This is a genomic window from Burkholderia sp. BCC1644, assembly GCF_902833225.1.
Taxonomy (GTDB): domain Bacteria; phylum Pseudomonadota; class Gammaproteobacteria; order Burkholderiales; family Burkholderiaceae; genus Burkholderia.
The window spans coordinates 250,269-265,926 of sequence record NZ_CADFEI010000010.1 but is presented as its reverse complement, the minus strand read 5'-3'; the positions used below and the strand labels follow the sequence as shown (position 1 = coordinate 265,926).

At 65.7% G+C, this 15,658-nt stretch carries 13 protein-coding genes; 6 read left to right on the top strand and 7 right to left on the bottom strand.

Annotated features, from left to right (window positions below; genetic code table 11):
- Positions 1-4 precede the first annotated feature (4 nt).
- From gspI to gspG, 3 genes are read right to left on the bottom strand one after another with little or no spacing between them, the layout of a single operon-like run.
- Positions 5-406, bottom strand: coding sequence for a type II secretion system minor pseudopilin GspI (gene gspI, locus HWX87_RS21670; RefSeq protein WP_176049251.1), 402 nt, complete (start codon positions 404-406; stop codon positions 5-7).
- Positions 407-408: 2 nt separating this feature from the next.
- Positions 409-978 carry a GspH/FimT family pseudopilin gene (locus tag HWX87_RS21665; RefSeq protein ID WP_176049168.1) on the bottom strand — a complete coding sequence of 190 codons (570 nt, stop codon included), beginning with the start codon at positions 976-978 and terminating at the stop codon, positions 409-411.
- A 39-nt stretch (positions 979-1,017) separates the two neighbouring features.
- Positions 1,018-1,470 (bottom strand): type II secretion system major pseudopilin GspG, encoded by a 453-nt coding sequence (gene gspG, locus HWX87_RS21660; RefSeq protein WP_176049166.1) that lies wholly within the window; start codon positions 1,468-1,470, stop codon positions 1,018-1,020.
- 174 nt (positions 1,471-1,644) lie between these two features.
- Here gspG and HWX87_RS21655 point away from each other — a divergent pair, with 174 nt between their 5' ends.
- Positions 1,645-2,055: a type II secretion system protein N gene (locus tag HWX87_RS21655; protein WP_034188199.1), complete on the top strand. Its 411-nt coding sequence runs from the start codon at positions 1,645-1,647 to the stop codon at positions 2,053-2,055.
- A gap of 31 nt (positions 2,056-2,086) precedes the next feature.
- Here HWX87_RS21655 and gspF read toward each other — a convergent pair whose 3' ends face one another.
- The 3 genes from gspF to gspD are packed head-to-tail and all read right to left on the bottom strand — an operon-like array spanning position 2,087 to position 7,138.
- Complete coding sequence (gene gspF / locus HWX87_RS21650; protein WP_176049164.1) at positions 2,087-3,304, bottom strand: type II secretion system inner membrane protein GspF; 1,218 nt, start codon at positions 3,302-3,304, stop codon at positions 2,087-2,089.
- Between the two features lie 4 nt (positions 3,305-3,308).
- Positions 3,309-4,808, bottom strand: a complete 1,500-nt coding sequence (gspE, locus tag HWX87_RS21645) for a type II secretion system ATPase GspE (RefSeq protein WP_176049163.1) — start codon at positions 4,806-4,808, stop codon at positions 3,309-3,311.
- The gene (gene gspD, locus HWX87_RS21640) at positions 4,805-7,138 is read right to left on the bottom strand and encodes a type II secretion system secretin GspD (protein WP_176049160.1); all 2,334 of its coding nucleotides are present in this window, start codon (positions 7,136-7,138) and stop codon (positions 4,805-4,807) included. Before gspD ends, gspE begins: the two co-directional genes overlap by 4 nt.
- Positions 7,139-7,505: 367 nt before the next feature.
- On the opposite strand from gspD, the gene HWX87_RS21635 reads away from it, so the two are divergent.
- Positions 7,506-7,958, top strand: coding sequence for a lytic transglycosylase domain-containing protein (locus HWX87_RS21635; protein WP_176049158.1), 453 nt, complete (start codon positions 7,506-7,508; stop codon positions 7,956-7,958).
- A gap of 159 nt (positions 7,959-8,117) precedes the next feature.
- Positions 8,118-9,431 (top strand): GTP-binding protein, encoded by a 1,314-nt coding sequence (locus HWX87_RS21630; RefSeq protein ID WP_176049155.1) that lies wholly within the window; start codon positions 8,118-8,120, stop codon positions 9,429-9,431.
- 129 nt (positions 9,432-9,560) lie between these two features.
- On the opposite strand, the gene HWX87_RS21625 is transcribed toward HWX87_RS21630, so the two are convergent.
- Positions 9,561-9,839 carry an HU family DNA-binding protein gene (locus HWX87_RS21625; protein ID WP_006401505.1) on the bottom strand — a complete coding sequence of 93 codons (279 nt, stop codon included), beginning with the start codon at positions 9,837-9,839 and terminating at the stop codon, positions 9,561-9,563.
- Between the two features lie 388 nt (positions 9,840-10,227).
- Between HWX87_RS21625 and mnmC the strand changes: the two genes are divergently transcribed.
- From mnmC to HWX87_RS21610, 3 genes are all read left to right on the top strand, one after another.
- Positions 10,228-12,156, top strand: coding sequence for a bifunctional tRNA (5-methylaminomethyl-2-thiouridine)(34)-methyltransferase MnmD/FAD-dependent 5-carboxymethylaminomethyl-2-thiouridine(34) oxidoreductase MnmC (gene mnmC, locus HWX87_RS21620; protein WP_176049153.1), 1,929 nt, complete (start codon positions 10,228-10,230; stop codon positions 12,154-12,156).
- Positions 12,157-12,827: 671 nt separating this feature from the next.
- Positions 12,828-14,042, top strand: a complete 1,215-nt coding sequence (locus HWX87_RS21615; protein ID WP_176049151.1) for a cation:proton antiporter — start codon at positions 12,828-12,830, stop codon at positions 14,040-14,042.
- Positions 14,043-14,056: 14 nt separating this feature from the next.
- A complete protein-coding gene (locus HWX87_RS21610; protein WP_006490006.1) occupies positions 14,057-15,172 on the top strand; it encodes a YbdK family carboxylate-amine ligase in 1,116 nt (371 codons plus the stop codon).
- Positions 15,173-15,658 lie beyond the last annotated feature (486 nt).

Here is a 15,658-nt window from a genome sequence, read left to right as displayed (position 1 = left end):
CATGTCAGAGCGGACGGCTGGTTTCATTCGCGACCACCGTCACCATCTGTGCGAGCACGCCGGAATGGCCGGGCGTGCTCACCGAAATCCGGACGCGCCGGAACACCGGGTTCGGCGTCGTGCTCACGCGCTGCGTGCAGACGAGCTGCACGTTGCCCTGCGAGCAGTCGAAGCTCTGCTCGCCGACCTCCGGCCATGCGTGCGTGAGCCGCAACTGCGCGAGCGCGTTGTCGGCGCTCCAGCCGGCCAGCAACCGGCGATGCAGGTCGGACGCGTTGGTCGCCATCGTGCCGACCGCCCGGATCGACGCGGCGAGCGCGACCGCGATGATCGCGAGTGCGACGAGCACCTCGATCATCGTGAAACCGCGCGATGAGGACATGGAAGAGGGCAGGCGACGACGCATCGTCATTGCACCTCGTAGCGGCCGTTGCCGGTGCCGACGATCGTCGCGCTGCCGACGGCCGAATGCAGCGTCACGCGCACCGGCGTGTCGATGCTCTCGGTGCCGAACACGACGCGATTCGCATGCGTGTCGGAACCCGGATAGTCGATATCGGCGCCGGTGACGCCGCCGTCCCAGTCGCGCGGGCGCAACAGGTCGTCGCGCAGCGTGCGCCAGCCGTCGGGCGAGCTCACGTCGAACCGGAAACCGTGCGCGGTCGGCTGCCATGCGATCGGCCGCGCGCGCACCTGCGCTTCGTCGCCGGCCGTCTCGAACAGCAGCGCGACGCGCTGCGCTTCTTCACGCAGGTCGGTGCGCGGATTGCGCGTCAGCGACAGCGACGCGAGCGACACGAGCAGCCCGGCGATCATCAGCACGACCAGCATTTCGAGCAGCGTGAAGCCGCGCGCGCGACGGTGCGGCGCGCCGTGCTTCATCGGCCCGCCGTCGGCACGCAACGGTACGGACGACACCGCGCCGCGACGCACACGGCGATCGCGACCGCAGCGGGAGGTCGTGCGAATGGCGGGCATGAAGAACGGGAATGGAACGTCGGGCCGATCAGTGCCGGCTTACTGCCACGAACCGATATCGGTATCGTTGCCTTCGCCGCCTTCCTTGCCGTCGGCGCCGTAGCTGAACACGTCGATCTCGCCGTGCACGCCCGGGTTCAGGTACTTGTACCCGTTGCCCCACGGGTCGTTCGGCAGGCGTTCAAGATAGCCGCCGTCCTTCCAGTTGTTCGGGATCGGATCGGTGGCCGGCTTCTGGATCAGCGAATTCAGGCCCTGTTCCTGGGTCGGATAACGGCCGTTGTCGAGCCGGTACAGCTTGAGCGCCTGCATGATCGTGCCGATGTCCTGCTTCGCGGCGATGCGGCGCGCCTCGTCCGGGCGGCTCATGATCTTCGGCACGATCAGCGCCGCCAGGATCCCGAGGATCGCGACCACCACCATGATCTCGATCAGCGTGAAACCGCGCTGACGACGCACGGCCGCGTTGCGGCGAGTGATCCACGTTTGCATGACTGACTACCTCTTCCAAAAAATGTCGTCGATTGAGTGACGCACCCCGCGCACCGGACGATTGCCTGACAGCAAGCTTCCGGTCCCGCGGGCGCGGAGCACGCATTGTAAGGCGCGCATCGTCGAGGGCTTTCACCCAACGCAAATTTCATATACATCCGTACAATAGCGCGCATGAACGCGCTCTCGATCCGGATCCTTTCCCTAGCCCTCTTCGCGGGTTTGTGCGCGACGGCCACCTACTGGGTCGTCACGCTGTCGGCCCGCGAAGCGCCGCTGCCCGCCGCCGCCGCGCGGCTGCCGATCCGCACCGAGGACGCGGCCGCGCTCTTCGGCGGTCAGCTCGACAAGAATCCCGTCCAGGACATCCACCTGTTCGGCATTCTCGCGCTCGACCACGGCGGTGCGGCGATCGTCGGCGTGGGCGGCGAACCGCCGCGCGCCGTGTCGCTCGGCGCGGACGTCACGCCCGGCGCGAAGCTCGCCGAAGTCCGCCCGCGCTCGATCATCGTCGACCGCAACGGCGCCCGCGCCGAAATCCAGCTCCCGGCGAACACGCCGTCCCCCGCGATCTACATGCGTTGAGCGGCGGCGGCCTGACCGTCAGGCCGCCACGTCACTGCACCATGTTGTTCAGCTCGATGATCGGCAGCATCACCGCCAGCACGATCACGAGCACGATGCCGCCCATCGCCAGGATCAGCAGCGGCTCCAGCAGGCTCGTCAGGAACATCGTGCGGCGCTCGAGCTCGCGCGCTTCACCTTCGGCCGCGCGATCCAGCATCGTCGTCACGTCGCCCGTCGCTTCGCCCGAACGGATCAGGTGCACGAGCACCGGCGGAAACGTCTTCACGTTGTTCAGCGCGCGCGACAGCGCGGAGCCTTCGCGCACGCGCACGATCGCGTCGTCGATGTTCGCGCGCATCGCGCGGTTCGACAGCGTTTCGCCGGCCGCCTGCAACGCGCGCAGGATCGGCACGCCGGCCGCGGTGAGAATGCCGAGCGTACTCGCGAAGCGCACCGTGTTGTAGCCGCGCACGAGCTTGCCCGCGAGCGGCGCGGTCAGCACCCAGCGGTCGAACGCGAGCCGCGGCCCGTCGCGCGACAGCGTTGCCTTCACGAACCACACGACCAGCGCGAACGCGATCAGGATCGCCCACCACCAGTGCCGCACGAAATCCGACAGCGCCATCATCACGACCGTGAGGATCGGCAGCTGCTGTTTCGTACTCGCGAACACGTTGACGACCTGCGGGACGACGTAACTCAGCAGGAACGTGACGATGCCGAACGCGATCAGCGTGACGATCCCCGGATAGGTGAACGCCAGCAGGATCTTCTGCTTCAGCGCGTTGCTCTGCTCGATGTAGTCGGCCAGACGCGACAGCACGATGCCGAGCTTGCCGGTGTGTTCGCCGGCCGCAACGAGCGCGCGGTAGATTTCCGGAAAATCGCGCGGATGCTGGCCCAGCGCATTCGCGAGCGAATGGCCGCCGAGCACTTCCGCGCGGATCGCGGCCATCAGTTCACGGATGTAGTCGCGCTCGGCCTGCTCGGTCAGCACGCCGAGCGCCTCGTCGAGCGGCAGGCCGGCGATCAGCAGGCTCGCGAGCTGGCGCGTGAGGATCGCCTGTTCGCGCTGCGACAGCTTGCGGCCGAACGCGAGCCGCTGCGTACGCGCCCCGCGCGTCGCGCTGGCGGCCGGCTCGACGACGAGCGGCGTGAGCCCCTGCGTGCGCAGCTGGCCGCGTGCGGCGCGCGCGCTGTCGGCGTCGATGACGCCTTTCTGCGCGCGTCCCGCCGAATCGATTGCTTCGAAACGGAATGCCGGCATCGCGCTATGCGCCTCCCGTCACGCGCAGCACTTCCTCGAGCGACGTCGCGCCGGACGCGAGCCAGCGCTCGGCGTCGTCGCGCAGCGTGCGCATGCCTTCCGCACGGCCGGCGGCGAGAATCTCGGCATCGGCCGCGTTGCGGTGGATCAGCGAGCGGATCGAATCGTCGACCAGCAGCAATTCGTAGACACCGCGCCGGCCCGAATAACCCGAATGCCCGCACTTGTCGCAGCCGACCGGATGCCACACGGTGCGGCCGTCCTCGTGCCGCTCTTCCTTGCAGACGGGGCAGAGCTGGCGCACGAGGCGCTGCGCGAGCACGCCGAGCAGCGACGACGCGAGCAGGTACGGTTCGACGCCCATGTCGGTCAGGCGCGTGACGGCGGAAGCCGCATCGTTCGTGTGCAGCGTCGCGAGCACCAGGTGGCCCGTCAGCGACGCCTGCACCGCGATCTGCGCGGTTTCGAGGTCGCGGATTTCACCGATCATGATCACGTCCGGATCCTGGCGCAGGATCGAACGCAACGCACGGGCAAAGGTCATCCCGATCCGTTCGTTCACCTGCGTCTGGCCGATGCCGCCGAGGTCGTATTCGATCGGGTCCTCGACGGTCATGATGTTGGTCGTCGCGGTTTCGAGCCGCGACATCGACGCATACAGCGTCGTCGTCTTGCCCGAACCGGTCGGACCGGTGACGAGCACGATGCCGTGCGGGCGGCCGATCAGCTTGTCGAACTGGACAAGCGTGTCGCGGCCCATCCCCAGCGCTTCGAGGTTCAGGCGCTGCGCATCCTTTTCCAGGAGACGCAGCACCGCGCGCTCGCCGTGCCCGGTCGGCAGCGTCGACACGCGCACGTCGACCGGCCGGCCGCCGACGCGCAGCGTGATACGGCCGTCCTGCGGCAGGCGTTTCTCCGCGATGTCGAGCTGCGCCATGATCTTGATCCGCGAGATCAGCGCGCCATGCAGCGCCTTCTTCGGACGCACGACGTCGCGCAGCGTGCCGTCGACGCGAAAGCGCACGACCGACGCATTCTCGAACGGCTCGATGTGGATGTCCGACGCGTGTTCTCGCGCCGCTTGCGTGAGCAGCGCGTTGATCATCCGGATGATCGGCGCGTCGTCTTCCGACTCGAGCAGATCCTCGACTTCGGGGATGTCCTGCATCAGCCGCGACAGGTCGACTTCGCCTTCGACCTCGCCGACCACCTGCGCGGCGCTGCCGTCCTGACGCGCATACGCCTGGTTGATCGCCTGCGCGAGTTCGTCGGCCGGCACGTGGTGCACGGCGATCGAGCCGAAGTTGCGCGCGATCTCCGCGAGCGCGGCATCGCTCGTGCGTTCGCTGATCCACACCTCGAGCGTGTCGTCGAGCTGGTGCGCGATCAGCACCTGGCCGCTCTTCGCGAAGCCGTACGGCAACAGCCGCGCGGCAAGCGGCGACGGCGGCTGGCGTTCGCCCGGCGCGCCGTCGTGGGCGGAAGACGCGAGCACGTCGCTCACTGCGAGGCTCCCGGCGTGGCGGTCAGCGGCTGTTGCGGTACCGATTGCTGGGGCACGCCCTGCGACTGCACCGGTTCCGGTGCGGGGACCGGCGCCGGCGCGGGCACGGGTGCCACCTGGCGCTGCAGCTGCTGGCGGCGCATCTTCTCGAGGTCGAACAGGTTGCCGGCCGGCGTGCCGCCCTGGCTCGGACCCAGCGGCATCGGCGGAACGACCGGATCGTCCTTGTCGCGGATCACGTTGTTGTCCGACTTGTACGCACCCGTCACGCCCTGGATGTAGTCGTAGCGGTTGGCCGTGACCTGCTGCGCGGTGCTGCGATCGGAGATGATCACCGGGCGCAGGAACACCATCAGGTTGGTTTTCTGGCGCTGCTTCGATTCCGAACGGAACAGCTGGCCGATCCACGGAATGTCGCCGAGCAGCGGCACCTTGCTGTTCGACACCTGGTAGTTGTCCTGCATCAAGCCGCCGAGCACGATGATCTCGCCGTTGTCGGCCAGGATCGTCGACTGGATCGAGCGCTTCGTGAAGGTCGGGCCCGTTTGTGCGGTCGTGGTGCTGCTGACGACTGCCGAATCCTCGGTGTAGAGCTGCAGCTTCAGGATCCCGCCGTCGGTGATCTGCGGCTTCACGTGCAGCGTCAGGCCGACGTCGCGACGGTCGTAGGTATTGAACGCGTTGCTCGTCGTGCCGCTCGTCAGGTTCGAGTACGAGCCGGTCGCGATCGGCACGTTCTGGCCGACGACGATCTTCGCTTCCTCGTTGTCGAGCGTGATCAGGTTCGGCGTCGACAGCACGTTCGCGTCGCTCACGCCCGCGAAATACTGCAGCAGCGCGCCGAGGCCCTGCACGCCGAACATGTTGTGCAGCCAGCCGACGTTGAGGCCCTGGTTCAGGTTCGCGAGATTCGCCGCGAGGCCGGCCCCGGTGGTGCCCGCCGTGCCCGTCGTCAGGTTGATGATGCTGTTGCCCGCGACGGTGCCGGCCGTGGCCGCCAGGTTCGTGCCGCCGAGAAACTGGCCGCTCGCCACCTGCCATTGAATCCCGAGGTTCCCGGAGGTCGTCGAGTTCAGTTCGACGATCAGCGCTTCGATATAGACCTGCGCACGCCGTGCGTCGAGCTGGTCGATCACCGAGCGCAGGTTGCGGTAAACCGGATCGGACGCAGTGATGATCAGCGAGTTGGTGGCCGCGTCGGCCTGGATCATCCCGCCCGGCTGGTTGTCGTCGCCCTTGTCCTTGTCGCCGCCGAGCAGGCCGCCCGTGCCGAGGCCGCCGCTACTGGACGAGCCGCCGTACGAGGAAGAAGACGACGAGCCGCCGAGGCCGCCCGACGGCAGCGGCGGGGTGCCGGACGAGCCGGTCGAGAAGTTGCCGCTCGACGACGAGCCGCCGTTCTGGTTGAAGCTGTTCGCATCGTTGGACGACGCCGACGAGCCGCTGTCGTTGCCGCCCTTGCCGAGCATGCCGCGCAAGGTCTTCGCGAGCTTCACCGCATCGGCGTTGCGCAGCGGCACGACGTGCATGTTGCCGGGCACGCCGCTCGGTGCGTCGAGCTGCTGCACGAGGCGCTTCGCGGCCGCGAGGCGCGACGCGCTCGACGCACGCAGCATCAGCGAGTTGGTACGCGGGTCGGCCGTGACCGACACCTTCAGCGTCGCGTCGCTGTTGCCGATCGCGCCCGGGTCGAGCATTTTCTGCAGCTGCGCGGCGAGGTCGATCGCGTTCGCGTTGCGCAGCGTCACGACCTGCACCTGCGCGCCGGCGGCGCTGTCGACGCCCGAGATGATCTGCGCGATGCGGCGCACGTTGTCCGCATAGTCGGTCACGACGATCGTGTTGTTCGCCGGGTAGGCCGTCACCGTGTTGTTCGGCGAGATCAGCGGCCGCAGCACGGGCAGCAGGTTGTTCGCCGATTCGTTGTGCAGCTCGAACACCTGCGTGATCACCTGGTCGCCGCGAGCCTGCGGCGCATTGCCGACATAGGTCGGCACGCCCTGCAGCTTCGCGTCCGCTTCCGGCACGACCTTCAGCACACCGTGATCCTGCACGAGTGCGAAGCCCTGCATGCGCAGCGCCGACTGCAGCGTCTTCAGCGCCTGGTCTTCCGGCACCGGACGTTCGGCCACGAGGTTGAGTTGCCCCTTCACGCGGGGGTCGACGATGATGGTCTTGCCGGTTGCGGCGCCGATCGCTTTCGCGACCTGGTCGATATCCGCATTCACGAAGTTGAGCGTGACCTGAGCGTAGGCGGCCTGCGAGACGATGATGCCGGCGACGACGAGGGTCGTGGCAATGCGCCGCATAACGAAGCGATTTCTTGTCATGGATGAATGGGTCGATGCCGGCTCAGGCCACTTCCGGCGGTAGTGCTGGGATCCAAGTCCGAAAGAGGCGACATTAGCAGTTTTTCATGTCCGAAATATCACATTGATCCGAGGACTGTCTCACATACGACATGTGTCCGGCGAATCGTATGCAATATGTAAGAATAGGCGCGGCCCTTCGCATGCCGGCCATCGCCCCCGATTCGCGATGAACCGACATGGAAATGCGGTATAACCGGGCTGCCGTATTCCTGCATGTCGCAATCTGACGGTCTGCCGGTATGATACGGGCGGCACGTTTCTCGTCGCACTAATAACAGGCACGGGTTTTCCCGACCTTTGCGCAATTCCTTTTCGTTTCCGCACGATGAACAGACGACGGTTCGCTTCGATCGCGTTGATCGCCGCTGGCGCGTGGTTCGCCAGCGCAAACGCTCGTGCGGATTGTTTCGACGAAGCCGCTAAATATCAGCAGGTCAATCCGCTGATCCTGCGCGCCATCGCGTGGCAGGAATCGCGCAACCGGCCCGGTGCGCTGAACAAGAATACGAACGGCTCGGTCGACTACGGCCTGATGCAGATCAATTCGATTCATCTGCCCGCGCTGTCGCGCTACGGCATCGGCCGCGACACGCTGATGGAGCCGTGCAAGAACGTCTACATCGCCGCGTGGCATCTCAAGCAGAAGATGAACCGCTACGGCAACACGTGGCAGGCCGTCGGCGCCTATCATTCCGAAACGCCGTCGTTGCGCGACAAGTATGCGCGGCAGATCGCCGGCATCCTGTCGCAGTGGAAGCTGCTGCCGCCCGTGCAGTGACGTTGCGCCGCATTGCGGCCTGACGCGGCGCCGGCCGGCCGGCGCGCGTTTGATGCACAATGCGGATCTCGCGCCGCAACTTCGCCCGTCCGCGGGCCGATCGCGCCCCGGAAGGGCGCCGCGGCCGCTTTTTCATCTTTTCCGTTGGTGCATATCATCATGAATCCGGCAATGAACCAGCCGTTGCCCGTCACCGTGCTGTCCGGCTTCCTCGGTGCCGGCAAGACCACGCTGCTCAACCACGTCCTCGCGAACCGCGCGGGCCTGAAGGTCGCCGTGATCGTCAACGATCTCGCGGCGGTCAACATCGACGCGTCGCTCGTGCGCGACGCGCAGGCGCTGTCGCATGTCGAGGAACGCCTCGTCGAAATGTCGAACGGCTGCATCTGTTGCACGCTGCGCGACGACCTGCTCGTCGAGATCCGCAACCTCGCATCCGAAGGCCGCTTCGACGCGATCATGATCGAATCGACCGGTATCGCGGAGCCGATGCCGATCGCCGAAACGTTCACGTTCGTCGACGACGACGGCACGTCGCTGTCGGCCATCGCGCGACTCGACACGCTCGTTACCGTGGTCGACGCGTACAACTTCCTGCGCGACTACGGCTCCGACGACGCGCTCGCGACGCGCGGCATCGCCGCGTCGGAAGACGACGACCGCACGCTCGTCGAGCTGCTGATCGAGCAGATCGAGTTCTGCGACGTGCTGGTGATCAACAAGGCCGATCTCGTCGGCGCCGACGATCTCGCGCGCCTGCAGCACATCCTCGCGCGACTCAATCCGCGCGCGCACCAGGTCGTGTCGACGTTCGGCAACGTGCCGCTCGACGAAGTGCTGAACACCGGCCGCTTCGATTTCGACGAAGCCGCGAACGCGCCGGGCTGGCTCGCATCGCTCGATCACGATCACACGCATTGCGACGATCCCGACTGCCATGACGAACATCATGCGCACGTGCACGGCGAAGCCGACGAATTCGGCATCGGCAATTTTGTTTACCGCGCGCGCCGGCCGTTTCACCCGGCACGACTCTGGGCGCTGCTGCATCAGGAGTGGCCGGGCGTGCTGCGCAGCAAGGGCTTCTTCTGGCTCGCGACGCGCAACGACATCGCGGGTTCGCTGTCGCAGGCGGGCGGTGTCTGCCGGCATGGCCCGGCGGGTCTGTGGTGGGCCGCGCAGGATCGCGCGGAATGGCCGGACGACGACGAGCTGCTCGGTGAAATCCGCGCCGAATGGCTGGGCGATCTCGACGATCGCACGGTCGGCGATCGCCGTCAGGAACTCGTGCTGATCGGCATCGCACTCGACGCCGATGCGTGGCGCGCAAAGCTCGATGCATGCCTGCTGACCGATGCGGAATTCGCACTCGGCGCGGCGCAGTGGATCGCGTTCGACGATCCGTTCCCGGCGTGGGATGTCGATTCGCACGACGACGACGATCACGGCGACACGCAGATCGTGCACGCTTGAGCGCGTCGTAACGGCTTGTAAAAGTAACCGTTAACTTTTGCAAGAGTGGCGCGGACTGTGGCAAAAATGCCGCGCGCGCCCAACAAAAAACCCGCCGAAAGGCGGGTTTTTCTTGGAACAGGCGCTAGTTTAACGCTTGTTGACGGCGTCCTTGAACGCCTTGCCAGCCGTGAACTTGACCGTCTTGGCTGCCGGGATCTTGATGGTTTCGCCGGTCTTCGGGTTGCGGCCCGTACGTGCTGCGCGCTTGCCCGAACCGAAGCTGCCGAAGCCGATCAGCTGAACCGCATCACCCTTCGACACGGCCTTCTTGATGACTTCGAGCAGCGTGTCCAGCGTTTCGCCGGTTTGAGCCTTGCTGGCGCCCGTTTGGGCGGCGACGGCGTCGATCAGTTCCTGTTTGTTCATTAAGGTTCCTTTATCAGGTTAGGTTGACACGAACAGCGCGAACGCGCCGATTATACGTGCGCGAACCGTGCCGTCGAGAGTCAGACTCCGACGGCACAGCGCCGAATCCTGGCCCGCGCGACGCGCCGTCCGGCTTGCCGGCGGCCACCCCGCGGTACGGCGTTGCTATGATAGCGCAGCGCAAACCCAATAACGACAAGGGTTTCAAAGATTTTCATCGGTATTTCGCCGAATGAATCGTCGATTGCCCGTTTTTTGACCTGCGCCAACCGGACAGGATACGCAGCGCCGTCCGCCCATGCGCCGCCCCGTTGCCCTTTTCCAACGGCCGGTCGGACGGCTCCGCGCAATCCCTTGCCAGGCTTGGCTGCCACGTTTTTTGTTTCGCATGCCCGACCGACTTGTACCCGCCACGCTCGCGCTTCGCGACGACGGCACGCTCGTCTCGCCCGAGTTCGGCGAGCTCCATCGCCGTGCGTCAGGCACGCTCGCGCATCACGCGTTCGTCGCGGAAAACGGGCTGCCGGCGCGCTGGCAGCAGCGTCGCACGTTCACGATCGTCGCGACGGAATTCGGCGCGGGCGCCAGCTTCCTCGCGACCTGGGCTGCCTGGCGCGACGACCCCGCGCGCTGCGAGCGGCTGCATTTCGTCGCGGTCGAGCCGCATCCGTTCTCACGCGACGACCTGCATCGCGCGGTTTCCCATATGGTTGCGCATACAACCATATCGGCAGATGCCGATGCATTGATCGACGCATGGCCGATGCTCGTGCCGGGTCTGCACCGGCTCGAATTCGACGAAGGGCGCGTGGTGCTCACGCTCGCGTTCGGCGATGATGCGCTCGGCCTGCTGAAGAAGCTCGTCGTGCGCGCCGATGCGTTCTATCTCGATGGCGCGACGTCATCGACCGACGTGATCCGCGCGCTCGCGAAGATGGCCGGCGACGATGCAACGTTTGTCACGCGTGCACGTTCCAACGACATAAAGCACGCATTTGGCGAAACAGGCTTCACGTGTCGCGAAGTCGACGATCGTCTCGTCGGCGAATATGCGCCGCGCTGGCGTTCGCGCCGGCATGAACCGCCGCGCGCACTGCCTGTTGCGACGCGTCGCGCGATCGTGATCGGCGCGGGCCTGGCCGGTTGCGCGGTCGTCGAGCGCCTGGCCGCGCGCGGCTGGGATGTCACGCTGATCGAGCGGCACGAACGGATCGCGAGCGAAGCATCCGGCAATCCTGCCGGCGTCTTCCATCCGTTGATGACACGCGACGACAACGTCGCGAGCCGGCTCACGCGCAGTGGCTTCCTGCACGCGATCGCACGCTGGCGCGCACTCGAACGCGCGGGCCATGCGTTCGCGCGCAGCACGCACGGGATGGTGCATCTCGCCGAATCGGCCGACGACTTCGCGCGGATGCGCGACGCATTCGATACGTTCGGCGCACCGCCCGACTATGTGACGCTGCTCGATACCGACGCCGCGCGTGCGCATCTGAACCTGCCGGTCGCGCATGGCGGCCTGCTGTTTCCGCACGGTGGCGCCGTCTGGCCGGCCGGGCTGTGTGCCGCGCAATACGCGGCGGCCGGCGAGCGCGTACGCCTGCTTGCCTCCACCGGTGTGGCGCGGCTCGAGCGGCGCGGCGATGCATGGCACGCGCTCGACGATGCGGGCGGCACGCTGGCCGAAGCGCCCGTCGTCGTGCTCGCGAACGCGGGCGACGCCGCGCGGCTTGCCGGGTTGCAGCATGTCGCGCTGCAACCGGTACGCGGCCAGCTCACGCTGCTGCCGCCGGGCACCACGGCGCCGCTGCCATGCCCGACGATCGGCGACGGTTACGCGGTGCCGCTCGACGACGGCACGCTGCTGATCGGCGCCACGTTCGAGCCTGACGACGTCGATCCCGCGATGCGCACGGCCGGCCACGTCGAAAACCTCGATCGCGTTCGACACCTGCTACCGGGCCTGATCGGCGACCTGCCGGATCCCGCCACGCTGGGCGGCCGCGTCGCGTTCCGCTGGGTCGTCGGCGACCGCCTGCCGCTCTTCGGCCCGCTCGCCGACGAAGCGCAGGCCCTCGCGAACGCACGCGCGCTGGGCGGTGCGCAGGCGCGCGATTTGCCACGAACACCCGGCCTCTACGGTGCATTCGGCTTTGGCTCGCGCGGCCTCGTATGGGCGGCACTCGGCGCCGAACTGATCGCGTCGCAACTCGAAGGCGAGCCGTGGCCGCTCGAGCGCGAACTTGCGGACGCCGTCGACCCCGCACGCTTCCTGATCCGCGCCCTGCGCGCGCGCCGCGCCGGTTCCGCCGGCTGACCGGCACGCGAATCGCTCACAGTCTCCCGATTTTTTCGCGCAAGGTTATCCACGTCACGCTGTGGATAACCGCGCGGAATCCGCGCGCACTTCGTGTGCAATCACAGTGGACGTAAACTGGGCAACTCGGCACAGCTGTGACGCGGCCCGAAAGTTGCTCAACTCAAATGTCTGTGCACGAACAGCCTGTACAACCGGTTATGGTTTCGCCAAGGCATTGATCCGTCAGCGTAAACCGAAGTTATCCACAGAACTGTGCGCCCTTTGTTAACTTCTACTACGTATATATACAAGTAAACCTTTGAAACCAAAGACCTGCGGTGCCGCACAGCGCCGCGAGTCGATTCAATCGGTTCCAGAGCGAAAAAGCTGTGGCACAATCGGTTTCCTTCGCGATCGTTCGGCCAGGCGCCGGACATGCTTCAATGGAACGGTCGGCACGATTTCGAATCTGAATCTTCGAGACTGCGCAGTCCGTTCACACACCAGGCCGACAATCCAGATCGGCAACCTGTACGACGTTCCGCCCGATGGCGGAACAGGCGGATCCCATGTACCGCCGTCGTCGACCACAACAATCACATTCGGGGCGATTCCCAGCCGGCGCGCATCCATTTCTGACGCTTGACCCCGTGTCGCTGGCGGTTGCTTCCAAAGGAGAAGTCACCACGATGAAGTCGGCGTTCTCATTCCTGCCCAACTGGCCGCTTGCGCCGGATGCCGTGTTCTGGGCCGGGCTCGCGCTGTTTGCGGCCGGCCTGTGTGGCGAGCTGTGCTACCGCGCATGGCGTCTGCCGCGCATCACCGGTTACGCGGTGATCGGTCTCATTGCCGGTTCGTTCGGATTCGGCGTGATCGACGCCAGCACCGACGAAACGTCACGTCTGCTGATGGATGTGGCGCTCGGCCTGCTGCTGTTCGAACTCGGCAGCCGCCTCGACCTGCGCTGGATCCGGCGTAATCCGTGGCTCGTCGCGTCGAGTCTCGCGGAAGCCACGCTGACGTTCGTGCTCGTGCTGTTCGTGATGCTCGCGCTCGGCGTGTCGGGGATGGTCGCGCTCGTGCTGTCGGCGATCGCGATCGCCACGTCGCCGTCGATGGTGATCCAGCTCAAGACCGAACTGCGCGCGGAAGGGCAGGTGTCGCAACGTCTCATCACGCTCACCGCGCTCAACAGCGTGTACGCGATCGTGCTGACCAAGCTCGTGACGAGCTGGCTTCACCAGGAAGCGTACGGCAACGTGTTCGCGACGATCCTGCAACCGCTCTACCTGATCGCCGGTTCGTTCATCGTCGCGTATCTCGTCGCGCGTTCGTGCAACTACCTGTTCCGCCACATGACCGCGACGATGCGCGACGAGCATTCGTTCGTCGCGCTGTTCGGGCTCGTGATGCTCGCGATCGCGGTCGCACAGGCATTGAAGCTGTCGACGCTGCTCACGCTGCTGCTCGCCGGCATCATCGTGAAGAACCTCGAAGCGCGGCCGCAGCTGTGGCCCGAGCATTTCGGCACGGCCGGCTGGCTGCTGACGGTGGTCCTGTTCGTGCTGACGCTCACGTCGTTCACGTGGGGCGACATCGCGCTCGGCGGGCTGCTCGCGATCGTGCTGATCGTCACGCGGCTTGCCGCGAAGCTGGCCGGCGTCGTCGCGTTCGCGAAGCCGAGCGGCCTCGGGATGAAGCAGGGCATTGCGCTCGGCATCGCGCTGACGCCGATGTCCGCGCTGTCGTACCTGCTCGTCGACGATACGTACCAGCTCTACCCGAATTTCGACCCGCACCTGCGCGCGATCGTGATGTGCTCGATCGTGATCCTGCAGCTCGTCAGCCCGTTCGTCGTCTACCGCTGCCTGTCGGCGGTCGGTGAACGCAGCGACAGCAACTGATTCCGGAACCTGCCATGGCACTCGAAACCTTCGTCAATTCCGAACCGTTCACGTTCGGCGTCGAACTGGAGATCCAGGTCGTCAACACGCACAATTACGACCTGACCAAGGCTGCATCCGACCTGATGCGCCTGATCCAGGGCGAAACCTTTCCGGGCAACATCACGCCGGAAATCACCGAGAGCATGATCGAGCTGTCGACCGGCATCTGCCATTCGCACGAGCAGGCCGTCAGCGAGCTGCATGCGATCCGCGACGTGCTCGTGAAGGCGGCCGACCAGCTCAACGTCGGGCTGGCCGGCGGCGGCACGCACGCGTTCCAGCAATGGAGCGACCGGCAGATCTACGATGCGCCGCGCTTCCAGTACATCTCCGAGCTGTACGGCTATCTCGCGAAGCAGTTCACCGTGTTCGGCCAGCACGTGCACATCGGCTGTCCCGATCCGGACAGCGCGCTGTTCCTGCTGCACTCGATGTCGCGCTTCATTCCGCACTTCATCGCGCTGTCCGCATCGTCGCCGTTCGTGCAGAACGTCGACACGGGCTTCCATTCGGCGCGCCTGAATTCGGTGTTCGCGTTCCCGCTGTCGGGCCGCGCGCCGTTCGTGCTGACCTGGGACAGCTTCGAGGAGTACTTCACGAAGATGGTGAACACGGGTGTCGTCAATTCGATGAAGGACTTCTACTGGGACATCCGCCCGAAGCCCGGCTACGGGACGATCGAGGTGCGCGTGATGGATACGCCGCTGTCGGTCGACCGTGCGGCGGCGATCGCCTGCTACATCCAGACGCTCGCACGCTACCTGCTGACCGACCGGCCCCTGAAGCTGTCGGAGGACGATTATCTCGTCTACACGTTCAACCGTTTCGAAGCGTGCCGCTTCGGGCTCGAGGGCACCTGCGTGAATCCTCAGACGGGTGAGCGCCGCACGATCGCGGAAGACATCCTCGACACGCTCGACCGGATCGCACCGCATGCGGCCGCGCTCGGGTCGCGCGCGGCGCTCGACGAGATCGGCGCGCTCGCGAAAGCACGCGTGAACGACGCATCGTGGTTGAGAACCGTTTTCAAACAGGAAAAATCGCTGAACGAGACGGTCCGGCAGCAGTGCTTACGTTGGCGTGAGTGAAAAAATGTTTTGCAGATTGCAGGCTCGACCGTGTCGCGATTCGCTGAACGACGGTCGGCGCCATTTCAGGCCGAAATCGTTGCCAGGCGTCCTGAAAATCTGTGGATAACCCGATATTCCGCTGCAAAGTCAACGATCTGTGCGCGGGATAACCCGGTGGATCAACCCCCCCGGATCGATGGCCGATCCGAACAGGAAAATGCTAGCGCGCCCCGTTCCGCGGGCGCGCGGCATAACAGGCACAACGAAAAATTTCAGTTATCCAGTGATTTTCCACAGAATGCAGGGGATAACTTAGCTGTGCGATTTTCCGCTCTCGCTTAGAATGTCGGCTTTGCGGACACCGGAACGACGCGTGTCTATCCGGTCGCCGCGAACGCGACCGCCGCGTGTGCCTCGCGACGGCCGTGCTGACGCACTCGAGAGAGCGCGTCTGTTTTGAGATAGACATTCGATCTCCACACTACGGCCGCTCGGCAACCCGGG

Bases quoted from the DNA above. Each gene is read 5' to 3' on its own strand.
- HWX87_RS21610 (WP_006490006.1), top strand. From the start codon at position 14,057: ATGGCACTCGAAACCTTCGTCAATTCCGAACCGTTCACGTTCGGCGTC.
- mnmC (WP_176049153.1), top strand. From the start codon at position 10,228: ATGCCCGACCGACTTGTACCCGCCACGCTCGCGCTTCGCGACGACGGC.
- HWX87_RS21655 (WP_034188199.1), top strand. From the start codon at position 1,645: ATGAACGCGCTCTCGATCCGGATCCTTTCCCTAGCCCTCTTCGCGGGT.
- HWX87_RS21630 (WP_176049155.1), top strand. From the start codon at position 8,118: ATGAATCCGGCAATGAACCAGCCGTTGCCCGTCACCGTGCTGTCCGGC.
- gspG (WP_176049166.1), bottom strand. From the start codon at position 1,470: ATGCAAACGTGGATCACTCGCCGCAACGCGGCCGTGCGTCGTCAGCGC.
- HWX87_RS21615 (WP_176049151.1), top strand. From the start codon at position 12,828: ATGAAGTCGGCGTTCTCATTCCTGCCCAACTGGCCGCTTGCGCCGGAT.
- HWX87_RS21635 (WP_176049158.1), top strand. From the start codon at position 7,506: ATGAACAGACGACGGTTCGCTTCGATCGCGTTGATCGCCGCTGGCGCG.
- gspD (WP_176049160.1), bottom strand. From the start codon at position 7,138: ATGACAAGAAATCGCTTCGTTATGCGGCGCATTGCCACGACCCTCGTC.
- gspF (WP_176049164.1), bottom strand. From the start codon at position 3,304: ATGCCGGCATTCCGTTTCGAAGCAATCGATTCGGCGGGACGCGCGCAG.
- HWX87_RS21665 (WP_176049168.1), bottom strand. From the start codon at position 978: ATGCCCGCCATTCGCACGACCTCCCGCTGCGGTCGCGATCGCCGTGTG.
- gspI (WP_176049251.1), bottom strand. From the start codon at position 406: ATGCGTCGTCGCCTGCCCTCTTCCATGTCCTCATCGCGCGGTTTCACG.
- HWX87_RS21625 (WP_006401505.1), bottom strand. From the start codon at position 9,839: ATGAACAAACAGGAACTGATCGACGCCGTCGCCGCCCAAACGGGCGCC.